The 23,935-nt window shown below is 69.4% G+C and carries 20 protein-coding genes; 9 read left to right on the forward strand and 11 right to left on the reverse strand.

Annotated features, from left to right (window positions below):
• From gyrA to dnaA, 7 genes are all read right to left on the reverse strand, one after another.
• On the reverse strand, positions 1-2,676 hold the full coding sequence (gene gyrA / locus GBN72_RS22095; protein WP_151773605.1) for a DNA gyrase subunit A: 2,676 nt from the start codon (positions 2,674-2,676) through the stop codon (positions 1-3).
• A 101-nt stretch (positions 2,677-2,777) separates the two neighbouring features.
• The gene (gene gyrB, locus GBN72_RS22100; protein ID WP_151773606.1) at positions 2,778-4,838 is read right to left on the reverse strand and encodes a DNA topoisomerase (ATP-hydrolyzing) subunit B; all 2,061 of its coding nucleotides are present in this window, start codon (positions 4,836-4,838) and stop codon (positions 2,778-2,780) included.
• A gap of 809 nt (positions 4,839-5,647) precedes the next feature.
• The gene (locus GBN72_RS22105) at positions 5,648-6,136 is read right to left on the reverse strand and encodes a DciA family protein (RefSeq protein WP_246212758.1); all 489 of its coding nucleotides are present in this window, start codon (positions 6,134-6,136) and stop codon (positions 5,648-5,650) included.
• Between the two features lie 113 nt (positions 6,137-6,249).
• Positions 6,250-7,371 (reverse strand): DNA replication/repair protein RecF, encoded by a 1,122-nt coding sequence (gene recF / locus GBN72_RS22110; protein WP_151773608.1) that lies wholly within the window; start codon positions 7,369-7,371, stop codon positions 6,250-6,252.
• Positions 7,372-7,457: 86 nt separating this feature from the next.
• Entirely contained in the window at positions 7,458-8,333 is an 876-nt protein-coding gene (gene gnd / locus GBN72_RS22115; RefSeq protein WP_151773609.1) for a phosphogluconate dehydrogenase (NAD(+)-dependent, decarboxylating), read from the reverse strand.
• A gap of 240 nt (positions 8,334-8,573) precedes the next feature.
• On the reverse strand, positions 8,574-9,704 hold the full coding sequence (gene dnaN / locus GBN72_RS22120) for a DNA polymerase III subunit beta (protein WP_151773792.1): 1,131 nt from the start codon (positions 9,702-9,704) through the stop codon (positions 8,574-8,576).
• Positions 9,705-10,840: 1,136 nt separating this feature from the next.
• Positions 10,841-13,009, reverse strand: coding sequence for a chromosomal replication initiator protein DnaA (dnaA, locus tag GBN72_RS22130; RefSeq protein WP_151773610.1), 2,169 nt, complete (start codon positions 13,007-13,009; stop codon positions 10,841-10,843).
• A 519-nt stretch (positions 13,010-13,528) separates the two neighbouring features.
• Here dnaA and rpmH point away from each other — a divergent pair.
• The 9 genes from rpmH (at position 13,529) to GBN72_RS22175 (ending at position 20,548) form a co-directional block, all read left to right on the forward strand.
• Positions 13,529-13,666 (forward strand): 50S ribosomal protein L34, encoded by a 138-nt coding sequence (gene rpmH, locus GBN72_RS22135; RefSeq protein WP_009716483.1) that lies wholly within the window; start codon positions 13,529-13,531, stop codon positions 13,664-13,666.
• A 21-nt stretch (positions 13,667-13,687) separates the two neighbouring features.
• On the forward strand, positions 13,688-14,059 hold the full coding sequence (gene rnpA, locus GBN72_RS22140; protein ID WP_151773611.1) for a ribonuclease P protein component: 372 nt from the start codon (positions 13,688-13,690) through the stop codon (positions 14,057-14,059).
• A complete protein-coding gene (gene yidD / locus GBN72_RS22145; protein WP_151773612.1) occupies positions 14,056-14,430 on the forward strand; it encodes a membrane protein insertion efficiency factor YidD in 375 nt (124 codons plus the stop codon). The genes rnpA and yidD overlap by 4 nt, the downstream gene beginning before the upstream one ends.
• A 3-nt stretch (positions 14,431-14,433) precedes the next feature.
• Complete coding sequence (gene yidC, locus GBN72_RS22150; RefSeq protein WP_151773613.1) at positions 14,434-15,705, forward strand: membrane protein insertase YidC; 1,272 nt, start codon at positions 14,434-14,436, stop codon at positions 15,703-15,705.
• 15 nt (positions 15,706-15,720) lie between these two features.
• The gene (locus GBN72_RS22155; RefSeq protein ID WP_151773614.1) at positions 15,721-16,233 is read left to right on the forward strand and encodes a Jag family protein; all 513 of its coding nucleotides are present in this window, start codon (positions 15,721-15,723) and stop codon (positions 16,231-16,233) included.
• Positions 16,234-16,354: 121 nt separating this feature from the next.
• On the forward strand, positions 16,355-17,074 hold the full coding sequence (gene rsmG, locus GBN72_RS22160) for a 16S rRNA (guanine(527)-N(7))-methyltransferase RsmG (RefSeq protein WP_151773615.1): 720 nt from the start codon (positions 16,355-16,357) through the stop codon (positions 17,072-17,074).
• A gap of 454 nt (positions 17,075-17,528) precedes the next feature.
• Positions 17,529-18,665, forward strand: coding sequence for a ParA family protein (locus tag GBN72_RS22165; protein WP_246212791.1), 1,137 nt, complete (start codon positions 17,529-17,531; stop codon positions 18,663-18,665).
• Positions 18,662-19,780: a ParB/RepB/Spo0J family partition protein gene (locus tag GBN72_RS22170; RefSeq protein ID WP_151773616.1), complete on the forward strand. Its 1,119-nt coding sequence runs from the start codon at positions 18,662-18,664 to the stop codon at positions 19,778-19,780. The genes GBN72_RS22165 and GBN72_RS22170 overlap by 4 nt, the downstream gene beginning before the upstream one ends.
• Positions 19,781-19,930: 150 nt before the next feature.
• Positions 19,931-20,548 (forward strand): GNAT family N-acetyltransferase, encoded by a 618-nt coding sequence (locus GBN72_RS22175; protein WP_151773617.1) that lies wholly within the window; start codon positions 19,931-19,933, stop codon positions 20,546-20,548.
• Positions 20,549-20,684: 136 nt separating this feature from the next.
• Here GBN72_RS22175 and trxA read toward each other — a convergent pair whose 3' ends face one another.
• The 4 genes from trxA to sigM form a co-directional block, all read right to left on the reverse strand.
• A complete protein-coding gene (gene trxA / locus GBN72_RS22180; protein WP_151773618.1) occupies positions 20,685-21,017 on the reverse strand; it encodes a thioredoxin in 333 nt (110 codons plus the stop codon).
• 38 nt (positions 21,018-21,055) lie between these two features.
• The gene (gene trxB, locus GBN72_RS22185; protein ID WP_151773619.1) at positions 21,056-22,027 is read right to left on the reverse strand and encodes a thioredoxin-disulfide reductase; all 972 of its coding nucleotides are present in this window, start codon (positions 22,025-22,027) and stop codon (positions 21,056-21,058) included.
• A 199-nt stretch (positions 22,028-22,226) separates the two neighbouring features.
• Positions 22,227-23,159, reverse strand: a complete 933-nt coding sequence (locus tag GBN72_RS22190) for an anti-sigma factor family protein (protein ID WP_151773620.1) — start codon at positions 23,157-23,159, stop codon at positions 22,227-22,229.
• Positions 23,156-23,881 carry an RNA polymerase sigma factor SigM gene (gene sigM / locus GBN72_RS22195; RefSeq protein WP_151773621.1) on the reverse strand — a complete coding sequence of 242 codons (726 nt, stop codon included), beginning with the start codon at positions 23,879-23,881 and terminating at the stop codon, positions 23,156-23,158. The genes GBN72_RS22190 and sigM overlap by 4 nt, the downstream gene beginning before the upstream one ends.
• Between the last annotated feature and the right edge of the window lie 54 nt (positions 23,882-23,935).

Below are 23,935 nucleotides of genomic sequence, written 5' to 3' on the forward strand. Positions count from 1 at the left end.
CTACTCGGCCGAGGGCTCCTCGCCCTCGTCCGCGCCGGTCGTCCCGGCCTCCGCGGTCGTCACGCCGGGCGCGCCCTCGACGGTTCCCTCGGCGGCCTCGTCGACGACGATGTCGCCGTCGACCTCCTCCGCCTCGCGTCCCGCCTCGGCGTTCCGTGCGATGCCGACCACCGCGTCGCGCTTGCCCAGGTTGATCAGCTGGACGCCCATGGTGTCACGGCCGGTTTCCCTGACCTCGCTCACCCGGGTGCGGATCACACCGCCGGCCTGCGTGATGGCGAGGATCTCGTCGCTCTCCTCCACCACCAGCGCGCCGACGAGCGACCCGCGGTCCTCGACGATCTTGGCAGCCTTGATGCCGAGACCGCCACGTCCCTGCACCCGGTATTCGTCGACGGCGGTGCGCTTGGCGTATCCACCGTCCGTCGCCGTGAACACGAACGTACCCGGTCGCACGACATTCATCGAGAGCAGTTCGTCGCCCTCGCGGAAGCTCATGCCCTTCACACCCGAGGTCGCGCGGCCCATCGGGCGCAGCGAATCGTCCGTCGCGGTGAACCGCAGGGACTGGGCCTTCCTGCTGATGAGGAGCAGGTCGTCGTCGGGGGAGACCAGCTCGGCGCCGATCAGCTCGTCGTCGCTGCCGTCGTCCATCTGCCGGAGGTTGATGGCGATGACGCCGCCGGAGCGCGGCGAGTCGTAGTCCTTCAGCGAGGTCTTCTTCACCAGGCCGCTCTTGGTGGCGAGCACCAGGTACGGGGCGACCTCGTAGTCGCGGATCGCGCGGATGCCGGCGATCTGCTCGTCCGGCTGGAAGGCCAGCAGGTTCGCGACGTGCTGACCGCGGGCGTCCCGGCCGGCGTCCGGCAGTTCGTACCCCTTGACCCGGTAGACCCGGCCCTTGGTGGTGAAGAACAGCAGCCAGTGGTGGGTGGTGGACACGAAGAAGTGGTCGACGATGTCGTCTTCCTTGAGCTTCGTGCCGCGCACGCCCTTGCCGCCGCGCTTCTGCGCGCGGTAGTCGACGGTCTTGGTGCGCTTGATGTAGCCGCCGCGGGTGACCGTGACGACGATGTCCTCCTCGGCGATCAGGTCCTCGATGGACATGTCACCGTCGTAGGGCACCAGCGCGCTCTTGCGGTCGTCGCCGAACTTCTCGACGATCGCGGCGAGTTCCTCGCTGACGATGCCGCGCTGGCGGACCGGGGAGGCGAGGATCTCGTTGTACTCGTTGATCTTCGCCTGGAGCTCGTCGTGCTCCTGGATGATCTTCTGGCGCTCCAGGGCGGCGAGCCGGCGGAGCTGCATCTCCAGGATCGCGTTGGCCTGGATCTCGTCGATCTCCAGCAGCTCCATCAGGCCCCCGCGGGCCACGTCCACCGTGTCGCTGCGGCGGATCAGCGCGATGACCTCGTCGATGGCGTCCAGGGCCTTCAGCAGGCCGCGCAGGATGTGGGCGCGCTCCTCGGCCTTGCGCAGCCGGAAGCGGGTCCGCCGGACGATGACCTCGATCTGGTGCGTCACCCAGTGGCGGATGAACGCGTCCAGCGAGAGGGTGCGGGGCACGCCGTCGACCAGGGCCAGCATGTTGGCGCCGAAGTTGGTCTGGAGGTCGGTGTGCTTGTACAGGTTGTTGAGGACGACCTTGGCGACCGCGTCCCGCTTGAGCACGATGACCAGGCGCTGGCCGGTGCGCGAGGAGGTCTCGTCGCGGACGTCGGCGATGCCGCCGATCTTGCCGTCCTTGACCAGGTCGGCGATCCGCTGGGCCAGGTTGTCCGGGTTGACCTGGTAGGGCAGCTCGGTGACGACCAGGCACTGGCGGTTCTGGATCTCCTCGACCTCGACCACCGCGCGCATGGTGATCGAGCCGCGGCCGGTCCGGTAGGCCTCCTCGATGCCCTTGCGGCCCACCACCAGGGCGCCGGTCGGGAAGTCGGGGCCCTTGATGCGCTCGATCAGCGCGTCCAGGAGGTCCTCCTGGGAGGCCTCCGGGTTCTCCAGGTACCACTGCGCGCCGGCCGCGACCTCGCGGAGGTTGTGCGGCGGGATGTTGGTCGCCATGCCGACCGCGATGCCGGCCGAGCCGTTGATCAGCAGGTTCGGGAAGCGGGACGGCAGGACGGTCGGCTCCTGGGAGCGGCCGTCGTAGTTGTCCGTGAAGTCGACGGTCTCCTCGTCGATGTCGCGGACCATCTCCATCGACAGCGGCGCCATCTTGCACTCGGTGTACCGCATGGCCGCGGCCGGGTCGTTGCCCGGGGAGCCGAAGTTGCCGTTGGAGTCGACCAGCGGCATCCGCATCGACCACGGCTGGGCCAGGCGGACCAGGGCGTCGTAGATGGAGGAGTCGCCGTGCGGGTGGTAGTTGCCCATCACGTCGCCGACGACGCGGGCGCACTTGTAGAAGCCCTTCTCGGGCCGGTAGCCGCCGTCGTACATGGCGTACAGGACGCGGCGGTGCACGGGCTTGAGGCCGTCCCGGACGTCCGGCAGCGCGCGCGAGACGATGACGGACATCGCGTAGTCGAGGTACGAGCGCTGCATCTCCGTCTCGAGCCCGACCGGCTCGATGCGCATCGCGACGTCGCCCCCCTCGGTGGGGTCGACGGCGACGGTCTCGGGTGCGTTGTCCCCGGCGGGATCGGGAGTGACGGGAGTGTTCTCGTCGGCCATTGCGGGTGAAGATCCTTCCTGGTGCGGTCAGCGATTGCCCAGCTACTCAGCTGCTCGGCCGTGCGGCCGGTCAGCTGTTCGACTGCTCAGCGGTGACCGACTCAGATGTCGAGGAAGCGGACGTCCTTGGCGTTGCGCTGGATGAAGGCGCGGCGGGCCTCGACGTCCTCGCCCATCAGGACCGAGAACAGGTCGTCGGCCTGGGCGGCGTCGTCGAGGGTGACCTGGCCGAGGACCCGGTGCTCCTGGTCCATGGTGGTGATCCGCAGCTCCTCGGCGTTCATCTCGCCGAGACCCTTGAAGCGCTGCACCGAGTCGTCCCTGATCCGCTTGCCGTTGCTGCGGCCGAGCTCGATCAGGGCGTCGCGCTCCCGGTCGGAGTAGGCGTACTCGAAGTCGTCCCGGCCCCACTTGATCTTGTAGAGCGGCGGACGGGAGAGGAAGACGTGCCCGGCCTCCACCAGCGGCCGCATGAAGCGGAACAGGAAGGTCAGCAGCAGGGTGTTGATGTGCTGGCCGTCGACGTCGGCGTCCGCCATGAGGATGATCTTGTGATAGCGGAGCTTGGAGATGTCGAAGTCCTCGTGCACGCCGGTGCCGAAGGCGGAGATCAGCGCCTGGATCTCCTGGTTCTGCAGGATCTTGTCGATCCGCGCCTTCTCGACGTTGAGGATCTTGCCGCGGATCGGGAGGATCGCCTGGTACTGCGGGTTCCGGCCGGACTTGGCGGAGCCGCCGGCGGAGTCGCCCTCGACGATGAAGATCTCGCACTTGGACGGGTCGTTGGACTGGCAGTCGGCCAGCTTGCCCGGCAGCGAGGCGGACTCCAGCAGGCCCTTGCGCCGGGTCAGGTCACGCGCCTTGCGGGCGGCGACGCGGGCCGTGGCGGCCTGGATGCCCTTGCGGATGATGTCCGCGGCCTCGTTGGGGTTGCGGTCCAGCCAGTCGGTGAGGTGCTCGTGGACGACGCGCTGGACGAAGGTCTTGACCTCGGTGTTGCCCAGCTTGGTCTTGGTCTGGCCCTCGAACTGCGGCTCGCCGAGCTTGACCGAGATGATCGCGGTCAGGCCCTCGCGGATGTCGTCGCCGGTGAGGTTGTCATCCTTCTCGCGGAGCAGCTTCTTGTCGCGCGCGTACTTGTTGATCAGCGTGGTCAGCGCGGCGCGGAAGCCCTCCTCGTGGGTACCGCCCTCGTGGGTGTGGATGACGTTGGCGAAGGAGTAGACGCCCTCGCTGTACCCGCCGTTCCACTGCATCGCGACCTCGACGGAGAGCTGGCGCTCCTTGTCCTCCGCCTCGATGTCGATGACGGTCGGGTGGACCATCTCGCCCTTGCGGGAGTTGAGGTACTTGACGAAGTCGACGATGCCGCCGTCGTACTTGTACGTGACCGTCTTGACCTCGGGCTTGTCGTCCGCGCCCGCCTCGTCCGCGCCGGCGGTGGCCTTCGCGGCCTCCCGCTCGTCGGTCAGGCTGATGGAGATGCCCTTGTTCAGGAACGCCATCTCCTGGAACCGCCGGGAGAGGGTCTCGAACGAGTACTCCGTGGTCTCGAAGATGTCCGGGTCGGCCCAGAAGGTGACCGAGGTGCCCGTCACGTCGGTGGCGTCGCCCTGCGCCAGCGGGGCCGTCGGCACGCCCGCCTTGTAGTCCTGCGTCCACACGAAACCGTCGGTCTTGACCTCGACGGAGACCCGGGTGGACAGGGCGTTCACGACCGAGACACCGACGCCGTGCAGACCGCCGGAGACGGCGTAGCCGCCGCCTCCGAACTTGCCGCCCGCGTGCAGGACGGTGAGCACGACCTCGACGGCCGGCTTCCCCTGGCCCGGGACGATGCCGACGGGGATGCCGCGGCCGTTGTCGACGACCCGGACGCCGCCGTCGGCGAGGATCGTGACGTCGATGGTGTCCGCGTGGCCGGCCAGCGCCTCGTCGACGGAGTTGTCCACGACCTCCTGCACCATGTGGTGCAGACCACGCTCACCGGTCGAGCCGATGTACATGCCGGGCCGCTTGCGGACCGCGTCCAGCCCTTCGAGCACGGAGATGGCGCTCGCGTCGTACGAGGGCGGGTTGCCCTCGGCGGCGGCGGTGGTGGACGGAATGTTCTCGTTGGGGTTGCCGGAATCGGCCACGAAGCGCCCTTTCTGGCACAGCACAAGCCGTCCTCGCGGCCGATGACCCGACCGGAGCGGCTGCGGCATGTTGCGGTTTTTAGGCCTGGATCAGCGTTGCTCGGTGTGTGTCCCACAAGTGGGGCGGGATTGCGCTCCAGTCTACCGCTAGCGCCGACAGTGATGGGCCGTTGCGGGCACCTCAGTTCGCATGTGCCGCCCTGAACCGGACCGCACCGACTCCCCATATACGGGATGGGGCTCAAAGAGCCTCACAGCGGCACTCAGCCCTTCGCCTTGTCAACCCATGGCTACCGGAAGGTCACCTTCAGCGGCGCCCTCTTCGAACACCCGCCCTATCCCTGATTTCCGCGGCGGTACGGGGCATTCCTGCGGGCGGAGGCGAGGGCCGCCGCTCCGTCTGCCGGGCCGGTCGAATGCCGCCGTTCCGTCTGCGGGGCGGCCAAGCCGGAGCCTCGTTCCGCCTGCGGGCAATCGTGCCGCTGGGGGCGGCACGGGTGGGCGCAGGCGGTGCGTGCGCACGTGACGGCTCGTACACGCAGGCTCAGCGCCTGCTGGGAAGGGGGCGGGTCGGGGGAACGAGAGAGTGCTGCTACCGGAGCTGTTCCTGCGCCGCACCGCGGTGTGGGGGCGGCCGCGCGCGGATGGGAGGCGTTCCGGCACCCGGGAAGGCACGGCGGCAAGGTTCCGGCAGCGACCGGCCGGGCGGCGCCCCGGGCGGCCGGGCGCCCCGCCGGTCCCCCGGTCCCGCCCCGGCGCCCGCACCCCCCGGGCGGCGCGCAGGGAACGCGAACGTCAGCCTCGCGAAGGCACTGCCCCGTGGGAGCGCGGCGTCACCAGTCGTGGGAGCCGCGGGAACCGGACGCCCGCAACGGGCCGTACCGCGGTCGCACCGCCCCCGCCGGCCCCAGCACCTTGATCACCCGCACCGCCCCGTGCCCCAGATCGCCGTTCAGCCGCGCCACCAGCTGCGGCGCCAGCAACCGCAGGTTCGCCGCCCACGCGGAGGAGTCGCACCGCACGACCAGCACCCGCTCGTCCTCGTCGTACCGCTCCGGCGAACAGTGGTTGGCCACGTCGTCGCCCACGATCTGCGGCCACCGCCCCATGACCCCGCCGACCGCCGCCGGTCGCTCCCAGCCCCGCTCCGTCACGAGCCGGTTGATCGCCGCGCCGAGCGCCATCGGATCCCGCCCGTCGCCCCGCGACCCGGACCGCGCACCGCGCCGCCCGGCTCCCGCGCCCTTGCCCTGCCGCGTCGCCTCGCCCCGCGCCCGCGCCTGCTCCCGGGCCGCCCGCAGGGCGACACGGGCGAGGTCCACCCCGGACGGCTGGCCCTTGCCGCCACCAGAACCCGCGGCAGGAGCGCCTCCGGCACCGGAACCGGCGCCGGCCCCGCCCGCCGCCGCGGAACCCCCGCTTCCCGAACCCGTCGTCACGCCCGCTCCACCGTCCCCTCGGCGACCCGGAACCGCGCCCCGGTCAACGCCGCCGGCACGTCCTCGTCCACCGCCGCCGTCACCATCACCTGCTCGGCCGGCGCGACCAGCTCCGCCAGCCGGTCCCGCCGTCGCGCGTCCAGCTCGGCGAAGACGTCGTCCAGGATCAGCACCGGCTCGTTGCCCTCGGCCCGCAGCAGTTCGTAGGAGGCGAGCCGCAGGGCCAGCGCGTACGACCAGGACTCGCCGTGCGACGCGTACCCCTTGGCCGGCAGCCGCCCCAGCCGCAGCACCAGGTCGTCCCGGTGCGGCCCGGCCAGCGTCACGCCCCGTTCGATCTCCTGCTTGCGCACCCCGGCCAGCGCCTCCAGCAACTGCTGGTACAGCTCCTCGCGGGTGTGCCCCTCGCCGGGCGCGGACGCCTTGTACTCCAGCGCGACCGGCCCGCCGCCGGGGGCCAGCTGCTCGTACGCCTTGTCGGACAGCGGCTGCAGGACGGCGATCAGGTCGAGCCGCTGCGCCAGCAGCTCGGCCCCCACCTGGGCCAGGTGCTGGTCCCAGATGTCCAGCGTGGACATGTCCATGTTCCGTCCGCCATGGCGGCGGGCCAGCGCGGCGGACTTCAGCAGGGTGTTGCGCTGCTTGAGCACCCGCTCGTAGTCGGACCGGACGCCCGCCATGCGCGGGGAGCGCGCGGTGACCAGTTCGTCCAGGAACCGCCGCCGCTCGCCGGGGTCGCCCTTGACCAGCGCGAGGTCCTCCGGCGCGAACAGCACCGTGCGCAGTATGCCCAGCACGTCACGGGGCCTGACCTGCGAGGAACGGTTGATCCGGGCCCGGTTGGCGCGGCCCGGGTTGAGCTCCAGCTCGATCAGCTGCTGCCGGTCCCCCTGCCGGACCTGGGCCCGCACGATCGCCCGCTCGGCGCCCATCCGCACCAGGGGCGCGTCCGAGGAGACCCGGTGACTGCCCAGGGTCGCCAGGTAGCCGACGGCCTCGACCAGATTGGTCTTGCCCTGCCCGTTGGGTCCCACGAACGCCGTGACGCCCGGGCCGAGAGGGACCTCGGCCCGGGCGTACGAGCGGAAGTCGGCCAGCGAGAGATGCGTGACATGCATGGACGGGCGCCGACCTCCCCGGCGTGGACTGCTAGGCGGTGCGGGGGTCCTGCCCTGCTACGGGCAGGACCCCGTGGTGCTGCGGACTACTTCTGCGTGACCGCGTGGCCGCCGAACTGGTTGCGCAGGGCGGCGATCATCTTCATCTGCGGGGAGTCCTCCTGGCGGGAGGCGAACCGGGCGAAGAGGGAGGCGGTGATGGCGGGCAGCGGGACCGAGTTGTCGATGGCGGCCTCGACCGTCCAGCGGCCCTCGCCGGAGTCCTGGGCGAAGCCGCGGAGCTTCTCCAGGTGCTCGTCCTCGTCGAGGGCGTTGACGGCGAGGTCGAGGAGCCAGGAGCGGATGACGGTGCCCTCACGCCAGGAGCGGAAGATCTCCCGGACGTCGGTCACCGAGTCGACCGCCTCCAGCAGCTCCCAGCCCTCGGCGTAGGCCTGCATCATGGCGTACTCGATGCCGTTGTGGACCATCTTCGCGAAGTGGCCCGCGCCGACCTTGCCGGCGTGCACGGCGCCGAAGTCGCCCTCGGGCTTCAGGGCGTCCAGTACCGGCTGCACCTTGGCCACGTGCTCGGCCTCGCCGCCGTACATCAGGGCGTAGCCGTTGGCGAGGCCGTGGACACCGCCGGAGACGCCGCAGTCCACGAAGCCGATGCCCTTCTCGGCCAGCTCCGCGGCGTGCTTCTCGTCGTCCGTCCAGCGGGAGTTGCCACCGTCGACCACCACGTCACCGGGCTCGAGGAGCTCACCCAGTTCGTCGATGGTGGACTGGGTCGCGGCACCCGCCGGGACCATCACCCACACCACACGCGGAGCCGGCAGGCTGTCCACAAGCTCACGCAGGCTGTGGACGTCCGCGACGTCCGGGTTGCGGTCGTATCCCACGACGGTGTGGCCGGCGCGGCGAATGCGCTCGCGCATGTTGCCGCCCATCTTGCCGAGGCCGACGAGACCGAGCTCCATCAGTTGTTCCCTTTGGTTGCGAGTGGGGTGTGGGCGCGTTCCGGCACCCACGTCCGAGCGTAAACCCGGCTCCGCACCGCCACCCGATGGGCGGCCCCTTGACCTAGTGCTTCGACCGGTGCCGGGCGGTGCCGCGTACGGCGCCGCCCGCCCCGGCCGGGCCCGAAGGTTCCGGATCCGGCCGGAAAACGGCTCCGCGGTGCGCGGGGCAGCCCCCATGCACCGCGGAGAGACCGCAGGTCAGCCGCTGAGGCGGACCGGCATGATCAGGTACTTGTAGGCCTCGTCGGCCTCCGCGTCCACCGCCGGCTTGCCGCTGAGCAGCGCCGGCTTGGTCGACGTGGTGAAGGACAGCTGGGCGACCGGGGAGTCGATGGCGCTCAGGCCGTCCAGCAGGAACGTCGGGTTGAAGGCGATCGAGATGTCGTCGCCGTCCAGGTTGGCGTCGACCTTTTCCACAGCCTGTGCGTCGTCGCTGGAGCCGGCCTCCAGGATCAGCACACCCTGTTCGAAGGTGAGCCGGACCGGGGTGTTCCGCTCGGCGACCAGGGCCACGCGCTTGACGGCCTCGACGAACGGGGCGGTCTCGATGGTGGCCACGCTGTTGAACTCGGTCGGGAAGAGTGTCCGGTACTTCGGGAGGTCGCCCTCCAGCAGCCGCGTGGTGGTGCGGCGGCCGGCGCCCTCGAAGCCGATCAGGCCCTCGCCCTTGCCGGAGCCGGAGAGCGCCAGGATGACATTGTCACCGCCGGTCAGCGCCTTGGCGGTGTCCAGCAGCGTCTTGGCGGGCACCAGGGCGACGGCGGAGGTGTCCGGGTTCTCCGGCTTCCACAGGAACTCGCGGACCGCGAAGCGGTAGCGGTCGGTGGAGGCCAGGGTGACCGTGTCGCCCTCGATCTCGATGCGCACACCGGTCAGCACCGGCAGGGTGTCGTCACGGCCCGCGGCGATGGCGACCTGCGCGGCGGCCGCGGCGAAGACCTCGCCGGGGACCGTGCCGGTGGCGTTCGGCATCTGCGGGAGGGCCGGGTACTCCTCCACAGGGAGGGTGTGGAGGGTGAACCGGGACGAGCCGCAGACCACCGTCGCCCGCACGCCGTCGGTGGAGATCTCCACCGGGCGGTTGGGGAGGGCGCGGCAGATGTCGGCGAGGAGGCGGCCGGAGACGAGCACCGTGCCCTCCTCCTCCACCTCGGCCTCCACCGAGACGCGGGCCGAGACCTCGTAGTCGAAGCTGGAGAGGCTCAGCTGCCCGTCCTCGGCCTTCAGCAGCAGGCCCGCGAGGACCGGGGCCGGCGGACGGGCGGGCAGGCTGCGCGCAGCCCAGGCCACCGCCTCCGCGAGTACGTCGCGTTCCACCCGGATCTTCACCGTTGCCGCCTCCTGCTGTTGCCGGCGTCCCTCGCCCTGCTGGCCTTCGTCGGTGGTGTAGCTGGCTCCCTGGGAGGGGAGGACCACCGGGGACCAGTCTGACGCATCCCGCTGACAGCTGTTGCCGCTCGGGTCAAGTCGAGCAGGAGCCCGCCCGGACCGCTCGAGCCCAGTTGTGCACAGGACCCGCTTCGAAACGAATTCCCGGCTCTCTCAGGTTGGGAGTAGTAGTAGGGGCTGTGGATACCGTGGATAACCCCGTTTTCGCAGGTCAGAGTCGGTTTTTTATCCACTGGGCCTGTGGGTGGACCCGGTGGACAACCGGGGGTATCTGTGGACGGGGGAAAGTTCTGCACAGCCCGTGCACAGGGAGGGCCGACTTCTCCCCAGCTGCGTCCCCAACTTTTCCCCGGTTTCCCACACCCCCCTCCAGCAACCTCGTGTGACGCCTTTCACTCCGAGCAGTGACCGGGGCCTCGACGTTGTCGAACAGTGGACAGCGGTGTGGAGAACCGGCGGTTCACTGGGGACAAGCCGCCTGTTCCTGTGGGTGACCGGTGGACAACTCCGCGAGGCGGTTGTGGACCACTGGGCTGTCCACAGGTTGTGGAAACTCTTCGTCCACGAATCCACATGGCGCTGACCAGTTCTGATGAGCGATCACCGGCGTTACCTGTGGACACATTCTGGACAACCTGGGTCTCCCCAGGCTGTGGATCCGAGAAAGTGGCCCAATCTGTGGAGGAAGACCGTAACCCCGGGCCAGGTCGAACGACATGGTCGGGTGTTCCCGTCCCGAGGGTGCCCCCGACCGGGGCCGGCGGGCCGTCACAGGTCATGAAAAGCGCCCCGGAGACGAACTCCGGGGCGCTCAGGGGGTGTGAGAGGGCGTGGAAGGGCTTTGCCGGGCCAGGCCGGGTCGGCCCAGTCCGGGCCGACGGCGGGGCGGGCAGGCGTCCGACGGCAGGCGACGGGGCGACGGGCGACGGCAGGCGACGGGCTACGGGTCGGTGCGCCGCCAGGCGGTGGCCGGGGCGCAGAAGGGGCCAGGGGCGAGGGGCCAGGGGGTCGCCGCGGCCAGCCACCTGGCCGGGCTGCCGGGAAGCCCCACGGACCCGGCCTGAGGACAGGCCGGGTCAGCCGTTCTTGATGCGGTTGGTCAGCTCGGTGACCTGGTTGTAGATGGAGCGCCGCTCGGCCATCAGCGCACGGATCTTCCGGTCGGCGTGCATCACCGTGGTGTGGTCGCGGCCGCCGAACTGCGCGCCGATCTTCGGCAGCGACAGGTCGGTGAGCTCACGGCACAGGTACATGGCGATCTGCCGTGCCGTCACCAGCGCCCGCCCGCGGGAGGTCCCGCACAGGTCCTCGACGGTCAGGCCGAAGTAGTCCGCGGTGGCCGCCATGATGGCCGACGCGGTGATCTCGGGTGCCGAGTCCTCGCCGCCGGGGATCAGGTCCTTCAGCACGATCTCGGTCAGGCCCAGGTCAACCGGCTGGCGGTTCAGGGAGGCGAAGGCCGTCACCCGGATCAGCGCACCCTCGAGCTCGCGGATGTTCCGCGAGATCCGGGAGGCGATGAACTCCAGTACCTCCGGCGGAGCGTTCAGCTGCTCCTGCACCGCCTTCTTACGGAGGATCGCGATCCGGGTCTCCAGCTCGGGAGGCTGGACGTCGGTGATCAGACCCCACTCGAAGCGGTTTCGCAGCCGGTCCTCGAGCGTCACCAGCTGTTTGGGCGGCCGGTCGCTGGAGAGGACGATCTGCTTGTTGGCGTTGTGCAGGGTGTTGAAGGTGTGGAAGAACTCCTCCTGCGTCGACTCCTTGTCCGCCAGGAACTGGATGTCGTCGACCAGCAGGATGTCCATCTCCCGGTACCGCTTGCGGAAGCTGTCGCCCTTGCCGTCGCGGATCGAGTTGATGAACTCGTTGGTGAACTCCTCCGAGCTCACGTACCGCACCCGGGTACCGGGGTAGAGGCTACGCGCGTAATGCCCGATGGCGTGGAGCAGATGGGTCTTGCCCAGCCCCGACTCCCCGTAGATGAAGAGAGGGTTGTACGCCTTGGCGGGCGCCTCGGCGACCGCCACCGCGGCGGCGTGCGCGAAGCGGTTCGAGGCGCCGATGACGAACGTCTCGAACAAGTACTTGGGATTCAGCCTGGCTGCGGGCTCGCCGACGCCCGGCGTCCCCGAACCACCGGAACCCACCAGCGAGGAGGGCGACGGGGAGGGGCCCGAGGAGAGCGACGAGGGCGAGGCGGGCTTGGGCGGGTAGCCGTCGTAACCCCGCTCGAAGTCGGGTCGTTCGTACCCGCCGTCCACACGCTGGGGACGCTCGTACTCCGTCCGGTCCGGGCGTTCCTGCTGCCGTGCGTCGCGGACGTCGCGAGCGTCGCGGGCGTCGCGGGCGTCGCGGCCCTCACGGTCGTAGTCGGTCGGGCGCTCGTAGTCGGAGCGGTCGTACTCCGGCCGCTCGTAATCCTTACGGTCGCCGCGGTCGCCGCGGTCGCCGCGGTCGGGCCGGTCGTACTCCGAGCGCTCGGCGCCGGCGCGGTCGGCGGCGCCGCGGTCGTACTCACCCCGGTCGTACTCGCCGCGGTCGTAGTCGCGCCGCTCACCGCCCCGCCGGTCGTACTCGGAGCGGGGGAGGTCCTGGCGGTCGTACTCGCCGGGACGGCCGTACGGCGGGCGGGGCCGGCCGTAGTTCTGGCCGCCGTAGCCCTGCGTGCCGTAGTCCGGGGCGCCGTAGTCCTGGCCGCCGCCGTACTCCTGGGCGGAGGACGGGGAGGCGTACGGGTCGCGGTCCGGGAAGCCCAGCGGCTGCTGCTGCCAGCCGAAGTCGTGCTGGCCCGCGCGCGGCCAGGCGCCGGGTGCCTGGCGCTGGTGGTCCGGGTAGGCCGGGCGTGCGGTGGGCAGCTGCTCCTGCCGCGCGTCGGGCGCGGACTCCCGCAGTGGCGTGGCCGTCGGACCCTCGGGCTCCTCCTGACCACCGCCCGCCGGAGACGGGGAAGGGGCCGGCGGCTCACCCATGGAGGTGTCGACGGTGATCGCGATCCGGATCGGACGCCCGCACTCGCGGCTCAGCATGTCGCTGACCACCGGGGCGAGCCTGTTCTCCAGCACGGTCTTCGCGTACTCGTTCGGGACGGCGAGCAGAGCGGTGTCGGCGACCAGAGCCAACGGCTGGCAGGTGCGCAGCCACCGCTCGTCCTTGGGCTCGACCCCCTGCTCGCGGCCCTCACCCAGGAGCCCGTCAAGCACCCGGGGCCACACTGCGGCAAGATCGGCGGGTACGTCAGCCACAGTGCACGCTCTCTCACAGGTCCCACGTCTGCGTGGTGCGCGGGACGATCGGTCGGCCGTCCGGCGGACGGCAGGTAACGAATCAGTCGGGGCCGGGGGGAACCGAACGAATCGGGAGTCCACCCACGGTAGTCAGGGCAACGGCTGCGCATCAAGTTGTTGTCCCCAGCCTGTGGACAGTGTGCCGCCGCCCCACGTCGGCCCGGAAATCGAGGGGTGTGCGAAGCCTCTCCCGGGTGCCCCGGGAAGCCCCGCGCACCCTTGTGAGCAGCAGGTGGACGGCGGGTGCGAGGTAGACTGCCGGGGTTGCACGACCGTCGGGTTTGACCGGATGGCGCAGCCGCGCGTACCGTGACCAGGTCGAGTTGTCGATGGCTGCTGCCGCCTGCCTCCGATGGGCAAAGATCACGTACCAGTGGTCGAGAAGCGGTGCACTCGGGCGTAAGCGAGCTACTCGTGGGCGCACGGTGACAGCCAGACGACACCCGCCACCCACCGATTCATTTCTGGAGCCCCCGAGTGAGCAAGCGCACCTTCCAGCCGAACAACCGTCGTCGCGCGAAGACCCACGGCTTCCGGCTGCGTATGCGTACCCGTGCCGGCCGCGCGATCCTCGCGTCCCGCCGCAGCAAGGGTCGCGGCCGTCTGTCCGCCTGATCCCGGTCAGGTCATGACATCGTGCTGCCCACCGACAACCGGCTGAGGCGGCGCGAGGACTTCGCGACCGCTGTACGACGGGGGCGCCGGTCAGGCCGGCCGCTTCTCGTCGTTCATCTTCGTAGCGGTGCCACGGACCCGCACGCGCAGGGGGAGAGCGCTCCCCCGACGCGTGCGGGTTTCGTCGTGAGCAAAGCCGTGGGCGGAGCGGTGGTGCGCAACAAGGTGAAGCGCAGACTTCGCCATCTGATGCGCGAGCGGGTCGCTCAGCTGCCCCCCGGTAGCCTGGTAGTCGTACGAGCGTTGCCCCCCGCGGGTGACGCGGCCAACGAAGAACTGGCCCGAGACCTGGACGCCGCTCTCCAGCGGCTGCTGGGAGGGGGCGCGCGATGAAGTACCCGCTGCTGGCTCTGATCAAGCTGTACCAGTGGACGATCAGTCCGCTGCTCGGGCCGGTCTGCAAGTACTACCCGTCGTGCTCCCATTACGGCTACCAGGCCATCGACCGGCACGGTGCGATCAAGGGATCTGCGCTCACCGCGTGGCGCATCCTGCGCTGCAACCCGTGGTCGCTCGGCGGCGTGGACCATGTGCCCCCGCGGAAACGCCCGCGGTGGCACGAGATGCTGCGCGCCTCCTGGCGCGCACGCAAGGGCGGGCCCTCCGCCGATTCCGCCACCGAGGACCGAGGAGAGACGGGCAGCCGGCCCGAACCCCCCTCGAGCCCGGCCGCAGAGACCCCGTCCCATGCCCAAGGAGCATGATTAGTGGACACGATTGCCAGCTTCTTCAGCTTTATCACCACACCCGTCTCCTGGATCATCGTCCAGTTCCACTCCCTGTACGGCGCCGTCTTCGGTGAGTCCAGTGGATGGGCCTGGGGTCTGTCGATCGTGTCCCTGGTGATCCTGATCCGCATCTGCCTGATCCCGCTCTTCGTGAAGCAGATCAAGGCGACCCGGGCGATGCAGACGCTGCAGCCCGAGATGAAGAAGATCCAGGAGCGCTACAAGAACGACAAGCAGCGCCAGTCCGAAGAGATGATGAAGCTGTACAAGGAGTCGGGCACCAACCCGCTCTCCTCGTGCCTTCCCATCCTGGCGCAGTCGCCCTTCTTCTTCGCGCTGTACCACGTCCTGAACTCCATCGCTCAGGGCAAGACCATCGGCGTCCTCAACCAGGACCTGGTGGACAGCGCCCGAGAGGCGCACATCTTCGGCGCGCCGCTGGCGAGCAAGTTCACCGACAGCGCCGAGGCCATTCAGCAGCTGAGCGCCAACGTCACCGACGTCCGCGTCGTGACGGTCATCATGATCGTCCTGATGTCGCTGTCGCAGTTCTTCACCCAGCGCCAGCTGATGACGAAGAACGTTGACACCACGGTGAAGACGCCGTTCATGCAGCAGCAGAAGATGCTGATGTACGTCTTCCCGATCATCTTCGCCGTCTTCGGTATCAACTTCCCGGTCGGTGTCCTCGTCTACTGGCTGACCACCAACGTGTGGACCATGGGCCAGCAGATGTACGTCATCCACAACAACCCGACCCCGGGTTCCAAGGCGCAGGCCTCCTACCTCGAGCGTCTCTCCAAGAAGGTCGAGCACAAGGGCGCCGTCTCCGGCCGTGGCCGTCGCGCCATCGTCAAGGCCATCGTCGCCAAGGGCCGCGACCGCAACCCGGCCGAGCGGAAGTTCATCAACGGTCTGAACAAGATGGGCCTCGCCGCCCAGCCCGACGGCACCGTGGTGAAGAGCGAGAAGCTCGCCGCCGACCAGTCGCAGGACGGCGACTCCGGGCACGCCGGTGCCGCCAAGCGCCAGCAGCCCAAGCGGCAGACCAAGTCCCAGCGCCAGGGCGCCGTGAAGTCGGACGCGGAATCCGCGGAGGAGAACGGCGAGCCGCAGGCCGGCAAGCCGCAAGGCGGTAAGCCCCAGGGTGGCGCCACCAAGGCCGGAGGCCCCGGCAACGGTGGCCGCAGCCGTGCCCAGTCGGGCCGCAAGGGTCCGCAGCAGCGCTCCAAGTCCTCGTCCAAGAAGTAAGAAGGAGCCCATCCCGTGACGGAAGGAACCGTCTCCTCCGCCGCCGACGGTGCGGACGCCCTGACCCGCCTCGAGCAGGAGGGTGAGATCGCGGCCGACTACCTGGAAGGTCTGCTGGACATCGCCGACCTCGACGGCGACATCGACATGGACGTCGAGGCGGACCGGGCGTCCGTGTCGATCATCAGCGACACCGCCGGCCGCGACCTGCAGAAGCTGGTCGGCCGTGACGGCGAGGTGCTCGAAGCGCTCCAGGAGCTCACGCGCCTGGCCGTGCACCGGGAGACCGGTGACCGCAGCCGTCTGATGCTGGACGTCGCCGGCTTCCGGGCCCGCAAGCGGGCGGAGCTGTCCGAGATCGGCGCCAAGGCCGCGGCCGAGGCGCGGAGCACCGGAGAGCCGGTCCGGCTCCGGCCGATGTCCCCGTTCGAGCGCAAGGTCGTGCACGACGCGGTCAAGGCCGCTGGTCTGAGCAGCGAGTCCGAGGGCGAGGAACCGCAGCGCTTCGTCGTCGTGCTGCCTGCCTGATCGGCTCGCGTACGTTCCACCGGCCCCGTCTGTTGAGCAGACGGGGCCGTACTTTGTCAGCCTGGTAGTTCTGGTGGTCAGCGCACAGCGCGCTTTTTGCGGTACGGAAGGACGGTCCCCCGTGACGGAGGCAGCAGAGCTTCCCCCTGCGCCCGAGCAGGCGCGTGAAGTGTTCGGCGATCGCTTCGACGATGCGGTGCGGTACGCCGAGCTGCTGGCGGACGCCGGTGTGCAGCGTGGGCTCATCGGTCCACGTGAGGTGCCCCGGCTCTGGGAGCGGCACCTGCTGAACTGCGCGGTGCTCTCCGAGGTCGTGCCCGAGGGCGTGACCGTGTGCGACGTCGGTTCCGGTGCGGGGCTTCCGGGCATCCCGCTGGCCCTGGTCCGTGGCGACCTGAAGATCACGCTGCTGGAGCCTCTGTTGCGGCGCACGAACTTCCTCACCGAGGTGGTGGAGCTGCTCGGTCTGGACCACGTCACGGTGGTCCGTGGCCGTGCCGAGGAGGTCCTCGGGAAGCTGCCACCGGTCCATGTGGTCACCGCGCGGGCGGTGGCGCCGCTGGACCGTCTGGCCACCTGGGGCATCCCCCTGCTGCGTCCCTACGGGGAGATGCTGGCCCTCAAGGGCGACACGGCGGAGGAAGAGCTGAAGGCCGCCGCCTCGGCCCTGAGCAAGCTGGGGGCGGTGGAGACGGACGTTCTCCAGGTCGGAGAGGGAGTGGTGGACCCGCTGTCGACGGTCGTCCAGGTGAAGGTCGGTGAAAGCCCCGGGGGAGTACGGTTCGCCGCCAAGCGGGCCAAGGCGGCCCGCCCCGCCCGGCCGTCGCGCCGGCGCCGCTGACGCTTGTCGCCCGCCCGCAGCCTGCTCCCACCCGCGTCCTGCTTCCTGCTTCCTGCTTCCTGTTTCCCGCTTCCGGCTTCCGGCGTCCGTGCCGCGTGCCCCGTACCGTGCCCCGTGTTCCGATAGGACGGACCTCGTCCGCCTCCGGCCACGGGGCACGGCTACTCCCGCGGGTACTCCAGCACGGTCCACCCCTAGCCTCACGTGCCCGTCGCCCGGAGTGTCGTAGACCTCTCGCGCCGTCACCTCGGCATCGTTGTTTCACGTGAAACGTCGCTCACTGCTGCAAGGTGCTATCGGCCGCAGCCACGCCGCCGCCGAACCGCGCGACCGAAAGCCTGCCGCTCCCCTGCGAAAGCCGTCGAGCGGTTCGCTCGCCAGGGGTGACAAGTTGTCCACAGAGGTGGATTTCTCCACAGAACAACCGGCCTCACTGGTTCGCACCCCCGAAGGCATGGGACGCTCTGTACATAGAGAGCCTGAAGTCGAGGAGAGTGAATCCTTGCGGTCCGACGCCAACATCGCGGGACCGATGACCGATCCGGTCCCCGGTCCCCGCACCGAGTCGCAGGGGGACGATGTTTCACGTGAAACACTGCCCCCCATGGACGACACCCCCATGGGCCATGCCAGTCAGCAGGCGGTGGACGCCATGGGGCGTGCCGCCGGGGAAGGTCTGCCCCGTCCGGAGCAGACCCGGATCATCGTGGTCGCCAACCAGAAGGGCGGCGTCGGCAAGACCACCACCACGGTCAACGTCGCCGCGTCCTTGGCTCTGCACGGCAATCGGGTCCTGGTCGTCGACCTTGACCCGCAGGGCAACGCCTCCACTGCGCTGGGGATCGACCACCACGCCGAGGTTCCCTCGATCTACGACGTCCTGGTGGACAGCCGTCCGCTCTCCGAGGTGGTGCAGCCCGTACCGGACGTCGAGGGGCTTTTCTGTGCGCCCGCCACGATCGACCTTGCGGGTGCCGAAATCGAGCTGGTCTCCTTGGTCGCCCGCGAGAGCCGCCTGCAGCGGGCCCTCCAGGCGTACGAGCAGCCGCTGGACTACGTCCTCATCGACTGTCCTCCGTCGTTGGGTCTGCTGACCGTCAACGCGATGGTGGCGGGCGCCGAGGTGCTGATCCCCATCCAGTGCGAGTACTACGCGCTGGAGGGCCTGGGTCAGCTGCTGAGGAACGTCGAGCTGATCCGGGGCCACCTGAACCCGCATCTGCATGTCTCGACCATCCTGCTCACCATGTACGACGGCCGCACCCGGCTGGCTTCCCAAGTTGCCGAAGAAGTCCGTAGCCACTTCGGCAACGAGGTGCTGCGGACGAGCATCCCGCGGTCCGTGCGCATCTCGGAGGCCCCGAGTTACGGACAGACGGTGCTGACCTACGATCCAGGTTCCAGTGGTGCCCTGTCGTACCTGGAGGCCGCCCGGGAGATCGCTCTCCGGGGTGTGGGCATCAGCTATGACGGCTCGCAGGCGCACACGGGCGCTGTGATGGGCCAGCTGCCCAGTGGGCAACCGCAGGGCGGCCAGGTGGCGGAGGGGCAGATGATGAGTGGACAGAGCATGGTGGAGGGGATCCAGTGAGTGAACGACGCAGAGGGCTGGGCCGCGGGCTTGGCGCACTGATCCCCGCAGCGCCGACGGGGGACAGGCCGGTCGGCGGTCCGGCGGCTGCGGCGGCTCCTGCGGGCACGGCCACGCAGGCACCCCCCGGTATCCCCGGGTCCGTGGGAGAGCGTGGTGTGCCGGCGGCCAAGCTGGCGTCCCTTCCGGCGGTGCCGCGTGGTGTCGAGGACGCGGCACCGGCCGGAGACAGCGATCTGCCGGCATCTCCGGTGGGAGCGCATTTCGCCGAACTGCCCCTGGACTCCATCACCCCCAACCCGCGTCAGCCGCGGGAGGTGTTCGACGAGGACGCCCTGGCGGAGTTGGTCACCTCCATCAAGGAGGTCGGCCTGCTGCAGCCCGTGGTGGTCCGGCAGATCGGTCCGGGGCGCTACGAGCTCATCATGGGCGAGCGTCGTTGGCGTGCCAGCCGCGAGGCCGGCCTGGAGGCGATCCCTGCGATCGTCCGGGCCACCGATGACGAGAAGCTTCTTCTCGACGCTCTGCTGGAGAACCTGCACCGGGCCCAGCTGAACCCGTTGGAGGAGGCGGCCGCCTACGACCAGCTGCTGCAGGACTTCAAGTGCACGCACGACCAGCTGGCCGACAGGATCGGTCGTTCCCGGCCGCAGGTCTCCAACACGCTGCGTCTGCTCAAGCTCTCCCCCGCCGTCCAGCGACGCGTGGCAGCCGGAGTGCTCTCGGCCGGTCACGCGCGAGCGCTGATCTCGATCGAGGACGCTGAGGAGCAGGACCGGCTGGCGAAGCGGATCGTGGCCGAAGGCCTCTCGGTCCGAGCGGTCGAGGAGATCGTCACCTTGATGGGGACGAGCCCGGAGAAGCCTGCCCGAGCCAAGGGACCCCGCGCCGGCTCCAAGGTGTCCCCTGCACTCTCCGAGCTGGCCACCCGTCTGTCCGACCGCTTCGAGACGCGGGTCAAGGTGGATCTGGGCAAGACCAAGGGGAAGATCACGGTCGAGTTCGCCTCCGTGGAGGATCTCGAGCGGATCCTGACGACTCTGGCACCCGACGAGACTCCGGTGCTGAAGGACCTGTCGACGGACACCGAGCAAGGCGTCCAGGTCGACGAGTAGGCGAGCGGGAGAAGCGCAGTAGGCGTACGTGCCCCGCGGGCGCGGGTCGTGTCAGGCGAGATCCGGACACGACCCGCGCTTTGCTTTGTCACCAGGGTCACGAAGCCTCATGGTGGAAGGTGAGACCACAGGAAGCGAGGAAGCACGTTCATGGGGCGTCGGCTTGTTCCGCTCACGCTGGACAATCTCCAGGACCTTCCCCAGCGATGCCGAGGATGTGTCTTCTGGGAGCTCGATCCCTTCAGTGGGGAGACGGCTCTCAAGGAAGGCAAGGCCGAGGTCGAGAAGGAATCCTGGATTTCCGCCGTACTGCTCGACTGGGGATCGTGCGGTCGCCTGGTCTACGTGGACGACGTTCCAGCGGGCTACGTCCTCTACGCGCCGCCCGCCTACGTGCCTCGCGCGACGGCGTTTCCCACCAGTCCTGTCTCTCCGGACGCGGTCCAGTTGATCACCGCGTTCATCCTCCCTGAATACCAGGGGCAAGGGTTGGGCCGGGTACTGGTGCAGACGGTCGCCAAGGATTTGCTGCGGCGGGGATTCAAGGCGGTCGAGGCGTTCGGAGACGCCCGCTGGAAGGAGCCCGCCTGCGTGCTCCCCGCGGATCATCTGCTGGCGGTCGGCTTCAAGACGGTCCGTTCCCACCCGACCTATCCGCGGCTTCGCCTGGAACTGCGATCGACGCTCTCCTGGAAGGAGGACGTCGAGATGGCCCTGGACCGACTTCTGGGGGCCGTGCAGAAGGAACCGGCACTCCGTCCTCTCTGAGGCACCGGAGGCCGGGAGACGAACGAGAGGGCCGACCCCGCAAACGGGGATCGGCCCTCTCCTTCTTGCCGCCTCCCGCGATGTTTCACGTGAAACCTGGTTTCACGTGAAACATCGCGTCCGTGGGCGAAGACGGTTACTCGGAGATGAACTCCTCAAGGTCCCGCACGATCATCGACTTCGGCTTGGCGCCCACGATGGTCTTGGCAACCTCACCGCCCTGGTAGACGTTCAGCGTCGGGATCGACATCACGCCGTACTTGGCGGCGGTCGCCGGGTTCTCGTCGATGTTGAGCTTCACGACCTCGATCTTGTCGGCGTGCTCCGCAGCGATCGCCTCCAGCGAGGGAGCGATCTGGCGGCACGGGCCGCACCAGGCGGCCCAGAAGTCCACGAGGACGGGCTTGTCGCTCTTGAGGACCTCTTCCTCAAAGGTCTCATCGGTGACGTTCTTCAGGCTGCCGGCCACAGAGGGCTCCTAACTACGGATCGGTGGGGGGAGTGGAATCAGGCGGACGTCTTCTCCGGCTCCGCCTGCTGCTCGGAGTCGGAGAGGGAGGCCAGGTAGCGCTCGGCGTCCAGGGCGGCGGAACAGCCGGTGCCGGCCGCGGTGATCGCCTGGCGGTAGGTGTGGTCGACCACATCGCCGGCGGCAAAGACACCGGTGACGTTGGTGCGGGTGGAGGGGGCCGCCACCTTGAGGTAACCCTCGCCGTCGAGCTCCAGCTGGCCCTTGAAGAGCTCGGTGCGCGGGTCGTGTCCGATCGCGATGAACAGGCCGCTGACCGCCAGGTCCGACAGTTCGCCCGTCTTCACGTTGCGCAGCTTCAGGCCCGAGAGCTTGGCCTCGCCCTGGACCTCGGCGACCTCGCTGTCCCAGATGAAGCGGATCTTCGGATCGGCGAAGGCTCGCTCCTGCATCGCCTTGGAGGCCCGCAGGGTGTCCCTGCGGTGGACGATGGTGACCGACTTGGCGAAGCGCGAAAGGAAGGTGGCCTCTTCCATCGCGGTGTCGCCACCGCCGATCACGGCGATGTCGTGCTCCCGGAAGAAGAAGCCGTCACAGGTGGCGCACCAGGAGACGCCCCGACCGGAGAGGGCGTCCTCGTTCGGCAGACCCAGCTTGCGGTGCTGGGAGCCGGTGGCGACGATGACGGCCTTGGCGCGGTGGACGGTTCCGGCGGTGTCCGTGACGGTCTTGATCTCACCCGTCAGGTCGGCCGAGACGATGTCGTCCGGGATCAGCTCAGCACCGAAGCGCTCGGCCTGGGCCCGCATGTTGTCCATGAGCTCCGGGCCCATGATGCCGGTCTGGAAGCCGGGGAAGTTCTCCACCTCGGTGGTGTTCATCAGCGCGCCACCGGCGGTGACGGCGCCCTCGAACACCAGCGGCTTCAGCGACGCGCGCGCGGTGTAGAGCGCCGCCGTGTAGCCGGCGGGCCCTGAGCCGATGATGATCACGTTACGGACGTCGCTCACGGCGGGATTCCTCGTCTCTGGAATACGTCTACTGGCGGGCAAGTCTGATGCGGTGAGCCTGATTCGGCGCTCTCACATCACCCCAACGGATCCTAGAGGCCGGGCATTCCCCTCCGTGCGGGGGCACGCGAGTGTCTCGGTGCGCGGGCATCCTGAAGGGCAACGCCTACCGGATACCCCGACGTGGCGGGCTCATCGTTCAGCCGGCGGTGCGGGCGTACGACTGCCGCAGAAGTACGTCTGCCTCGGCCTTGCTGCCCGAGGAGGAGTCGGTGATGCAGGAGGCATCCACCACGTAGGCGAGCACTCGGGCATCGCTCTTGGGGTCAGGGAGAACCACCAAGTAGGCGGTCTTTCCCTGGAAGGTTCCCTTCTGGGCGGCGAGAGCCTCCTCCGGGCTGTCGATGCCTTCCCGGACACAGGCGGGGACATCGACGTCCGGTCGGCCCAAGACCCTGGGCTGCGGTGAGGACGACTCTCCGGACTCGTCGGCTTCGGCGAGAAGTCCGGTCACCTCCTGCTCGAGAGGGCGCCCGGAAAAGGTCGATGCCGTCGGTGGGGCAGGGTCTTCCTGGAAGGGCTGCATCAGCAGCAGAGCGATACCGGCGGCCGCAGTGGCGAATACTGCGCCGATCGCCAGCGAACGACGGCGCCGGGTGCGCGGCCGTCCGACGGCTCGGCCGGGGCTTGAGGAAGTGGGGCGGACCGGGGGATGCGTCCCGCCGGGACCGTTCGGCCGACGGTCGGTGGGACGTGCTGTTTCACGTGAAACATGTGCTGCCGAAGTGGTGGCCTCGGGGGCGGTGTTTCCGTGACCCGTGATGCTGCCCATCTCGGCGTCACCGTCACCCGAGCCGGTCTCCGCCCTGGCACCCGCTGTGCTCAGCAGAACCTCGGCGGCCAGGGCCGCGTCGATCCGGCCGGCGACATCGGCGGGCATCCGTACCGGTCCGGGCAGGGTGCCGAGTGCGCCCCGGATCTCCTCCAGCGCTGCTTGGACGTCGGTACAGAGAACGCAGTCCTCGAGGTGTCCGCTCACCGATGCCGTGCGGTCGGGTGCGAGGACACCTTCCACCAGGTCGGAGATCTCCGTGACGTCCGGGTGCCCGGCCGTGTCTTTCGTGGAGGTCACGCTCGATCACCTCCGCCCTTCGCGGTCGCAGAATCAGTGGGTCCAAGGGTGGGCCTGTCCGGTGCGCTAGGTGGGACGGATGCGCGGTGCGGACGGTTCCGCCCTTCATAAGGAGGACCTGGAGGATGTGCGCCGTGCTCCGTGGGTGGCGTCCTCAGATGGGCCAGCAGAGGAAGAAGTCGGGCTCGGCCCCGGGCACAGCGGCTCTTCACCGTGCCGACCGGTACGTCGAGGATTCCGGCGGCCTCCGCGACCGGATAGCCCTGCATGTCCACCAGCACCAGTGCGGACCGCTGGTCCGGTGGAAGGGTGGCGAGCGCGCGGACGAGTTCTCGGTGGAGGTCGTTGCGTTCCGCGGGCGCGGAGGCCGCTTCGTGCGGCTCCAGCAGTTGTTCCAGGCGCTCCGGGTCGTCCACCGGCGATGTCCTACGGGTCGCGGCCTTGCGTGCGCGGTCCAGGCAGGCGTTCACCGTGATGCGGTGGAGCCACGTGGTCACGGCCGAGTGGCCGCGGAAGGTATGGGCGCTGCGATAAGCGGAGACCAGGGCATCCTGGACGGCGTCCGCAGCCTCTTCCCGGTCGCCGAGGGTGCGGAGGGCCACCGCCCACAGACGGTCTCGATGGCGGCGGACCAGTTCACCGAATGCCTCGGGATCACCCCGCAGACGGAGAGCGATCAGTTCCCGGTCGTCCGTGCCCTCGTACCTGGCGGTGTCTGCCATCCGGCCCTCCCCCTGGGGTCCACTCCCCCGAGTGGGCCGCGGCCCGTGCCGTGC

The organism is Streptomyces abyssomicinicus, from assembly GCF_008974245.1.
Taxonomy (GTDB): Bacteria; Actinomycetota; Actinomycetes; order Streptomycetales; family Streptomycetaceae; genus Streptomyces; species Streptomyces abyssomicinicus.

Coding starts and splice junctions, on each gene's coding strand:
- gyrA (WP_151773605.1), bottom strand. CDS start 2,676: ATGGCCGACGAGAACACTCCCGTCACTCCCGATCCCGCCGGGGACAAC.
- recF (WP_151773608.1), bottom strand. CDS start 7,371: ATGCATGTCACGCATCTCTCGCTGGCCGACTTCCGCTCGTACGCCCGG.
- gnd (WP_151773609.1), bottom strand. CDS start 8,333: ATGGAGCTCGGTCTCGTCGGCCTCGGCAAGATGGGCGGCAACATGCGC.
- yidD (WP_151773612.1), top strand. CDS start 14,056: ATGAAGTACCCGCTGCTGGCTCTGATCAAGCTGTACCAGTGGACGATC.
- GBN72_RS22165 (WP_246212791.1), top strand. CDS start 17,529: ATGGGACGCTCTGTACATAGAGAGCCTGAAGTCGAGGAGAGTGAATCC.
- GBN72_RS22175 (WP_151773617.1), top strand. CDS start 19,931: ATGGGGCGTCGGCTTGTTCCGCTCACGCTGGACAATCTCCAGGACCTT.
- sigM (WP_151773621.1), bottom strand. CDS start 23,881: ATGGCAGACACCGCCAGGTACGAGGGCACGGACGACCGGGAACTGATC.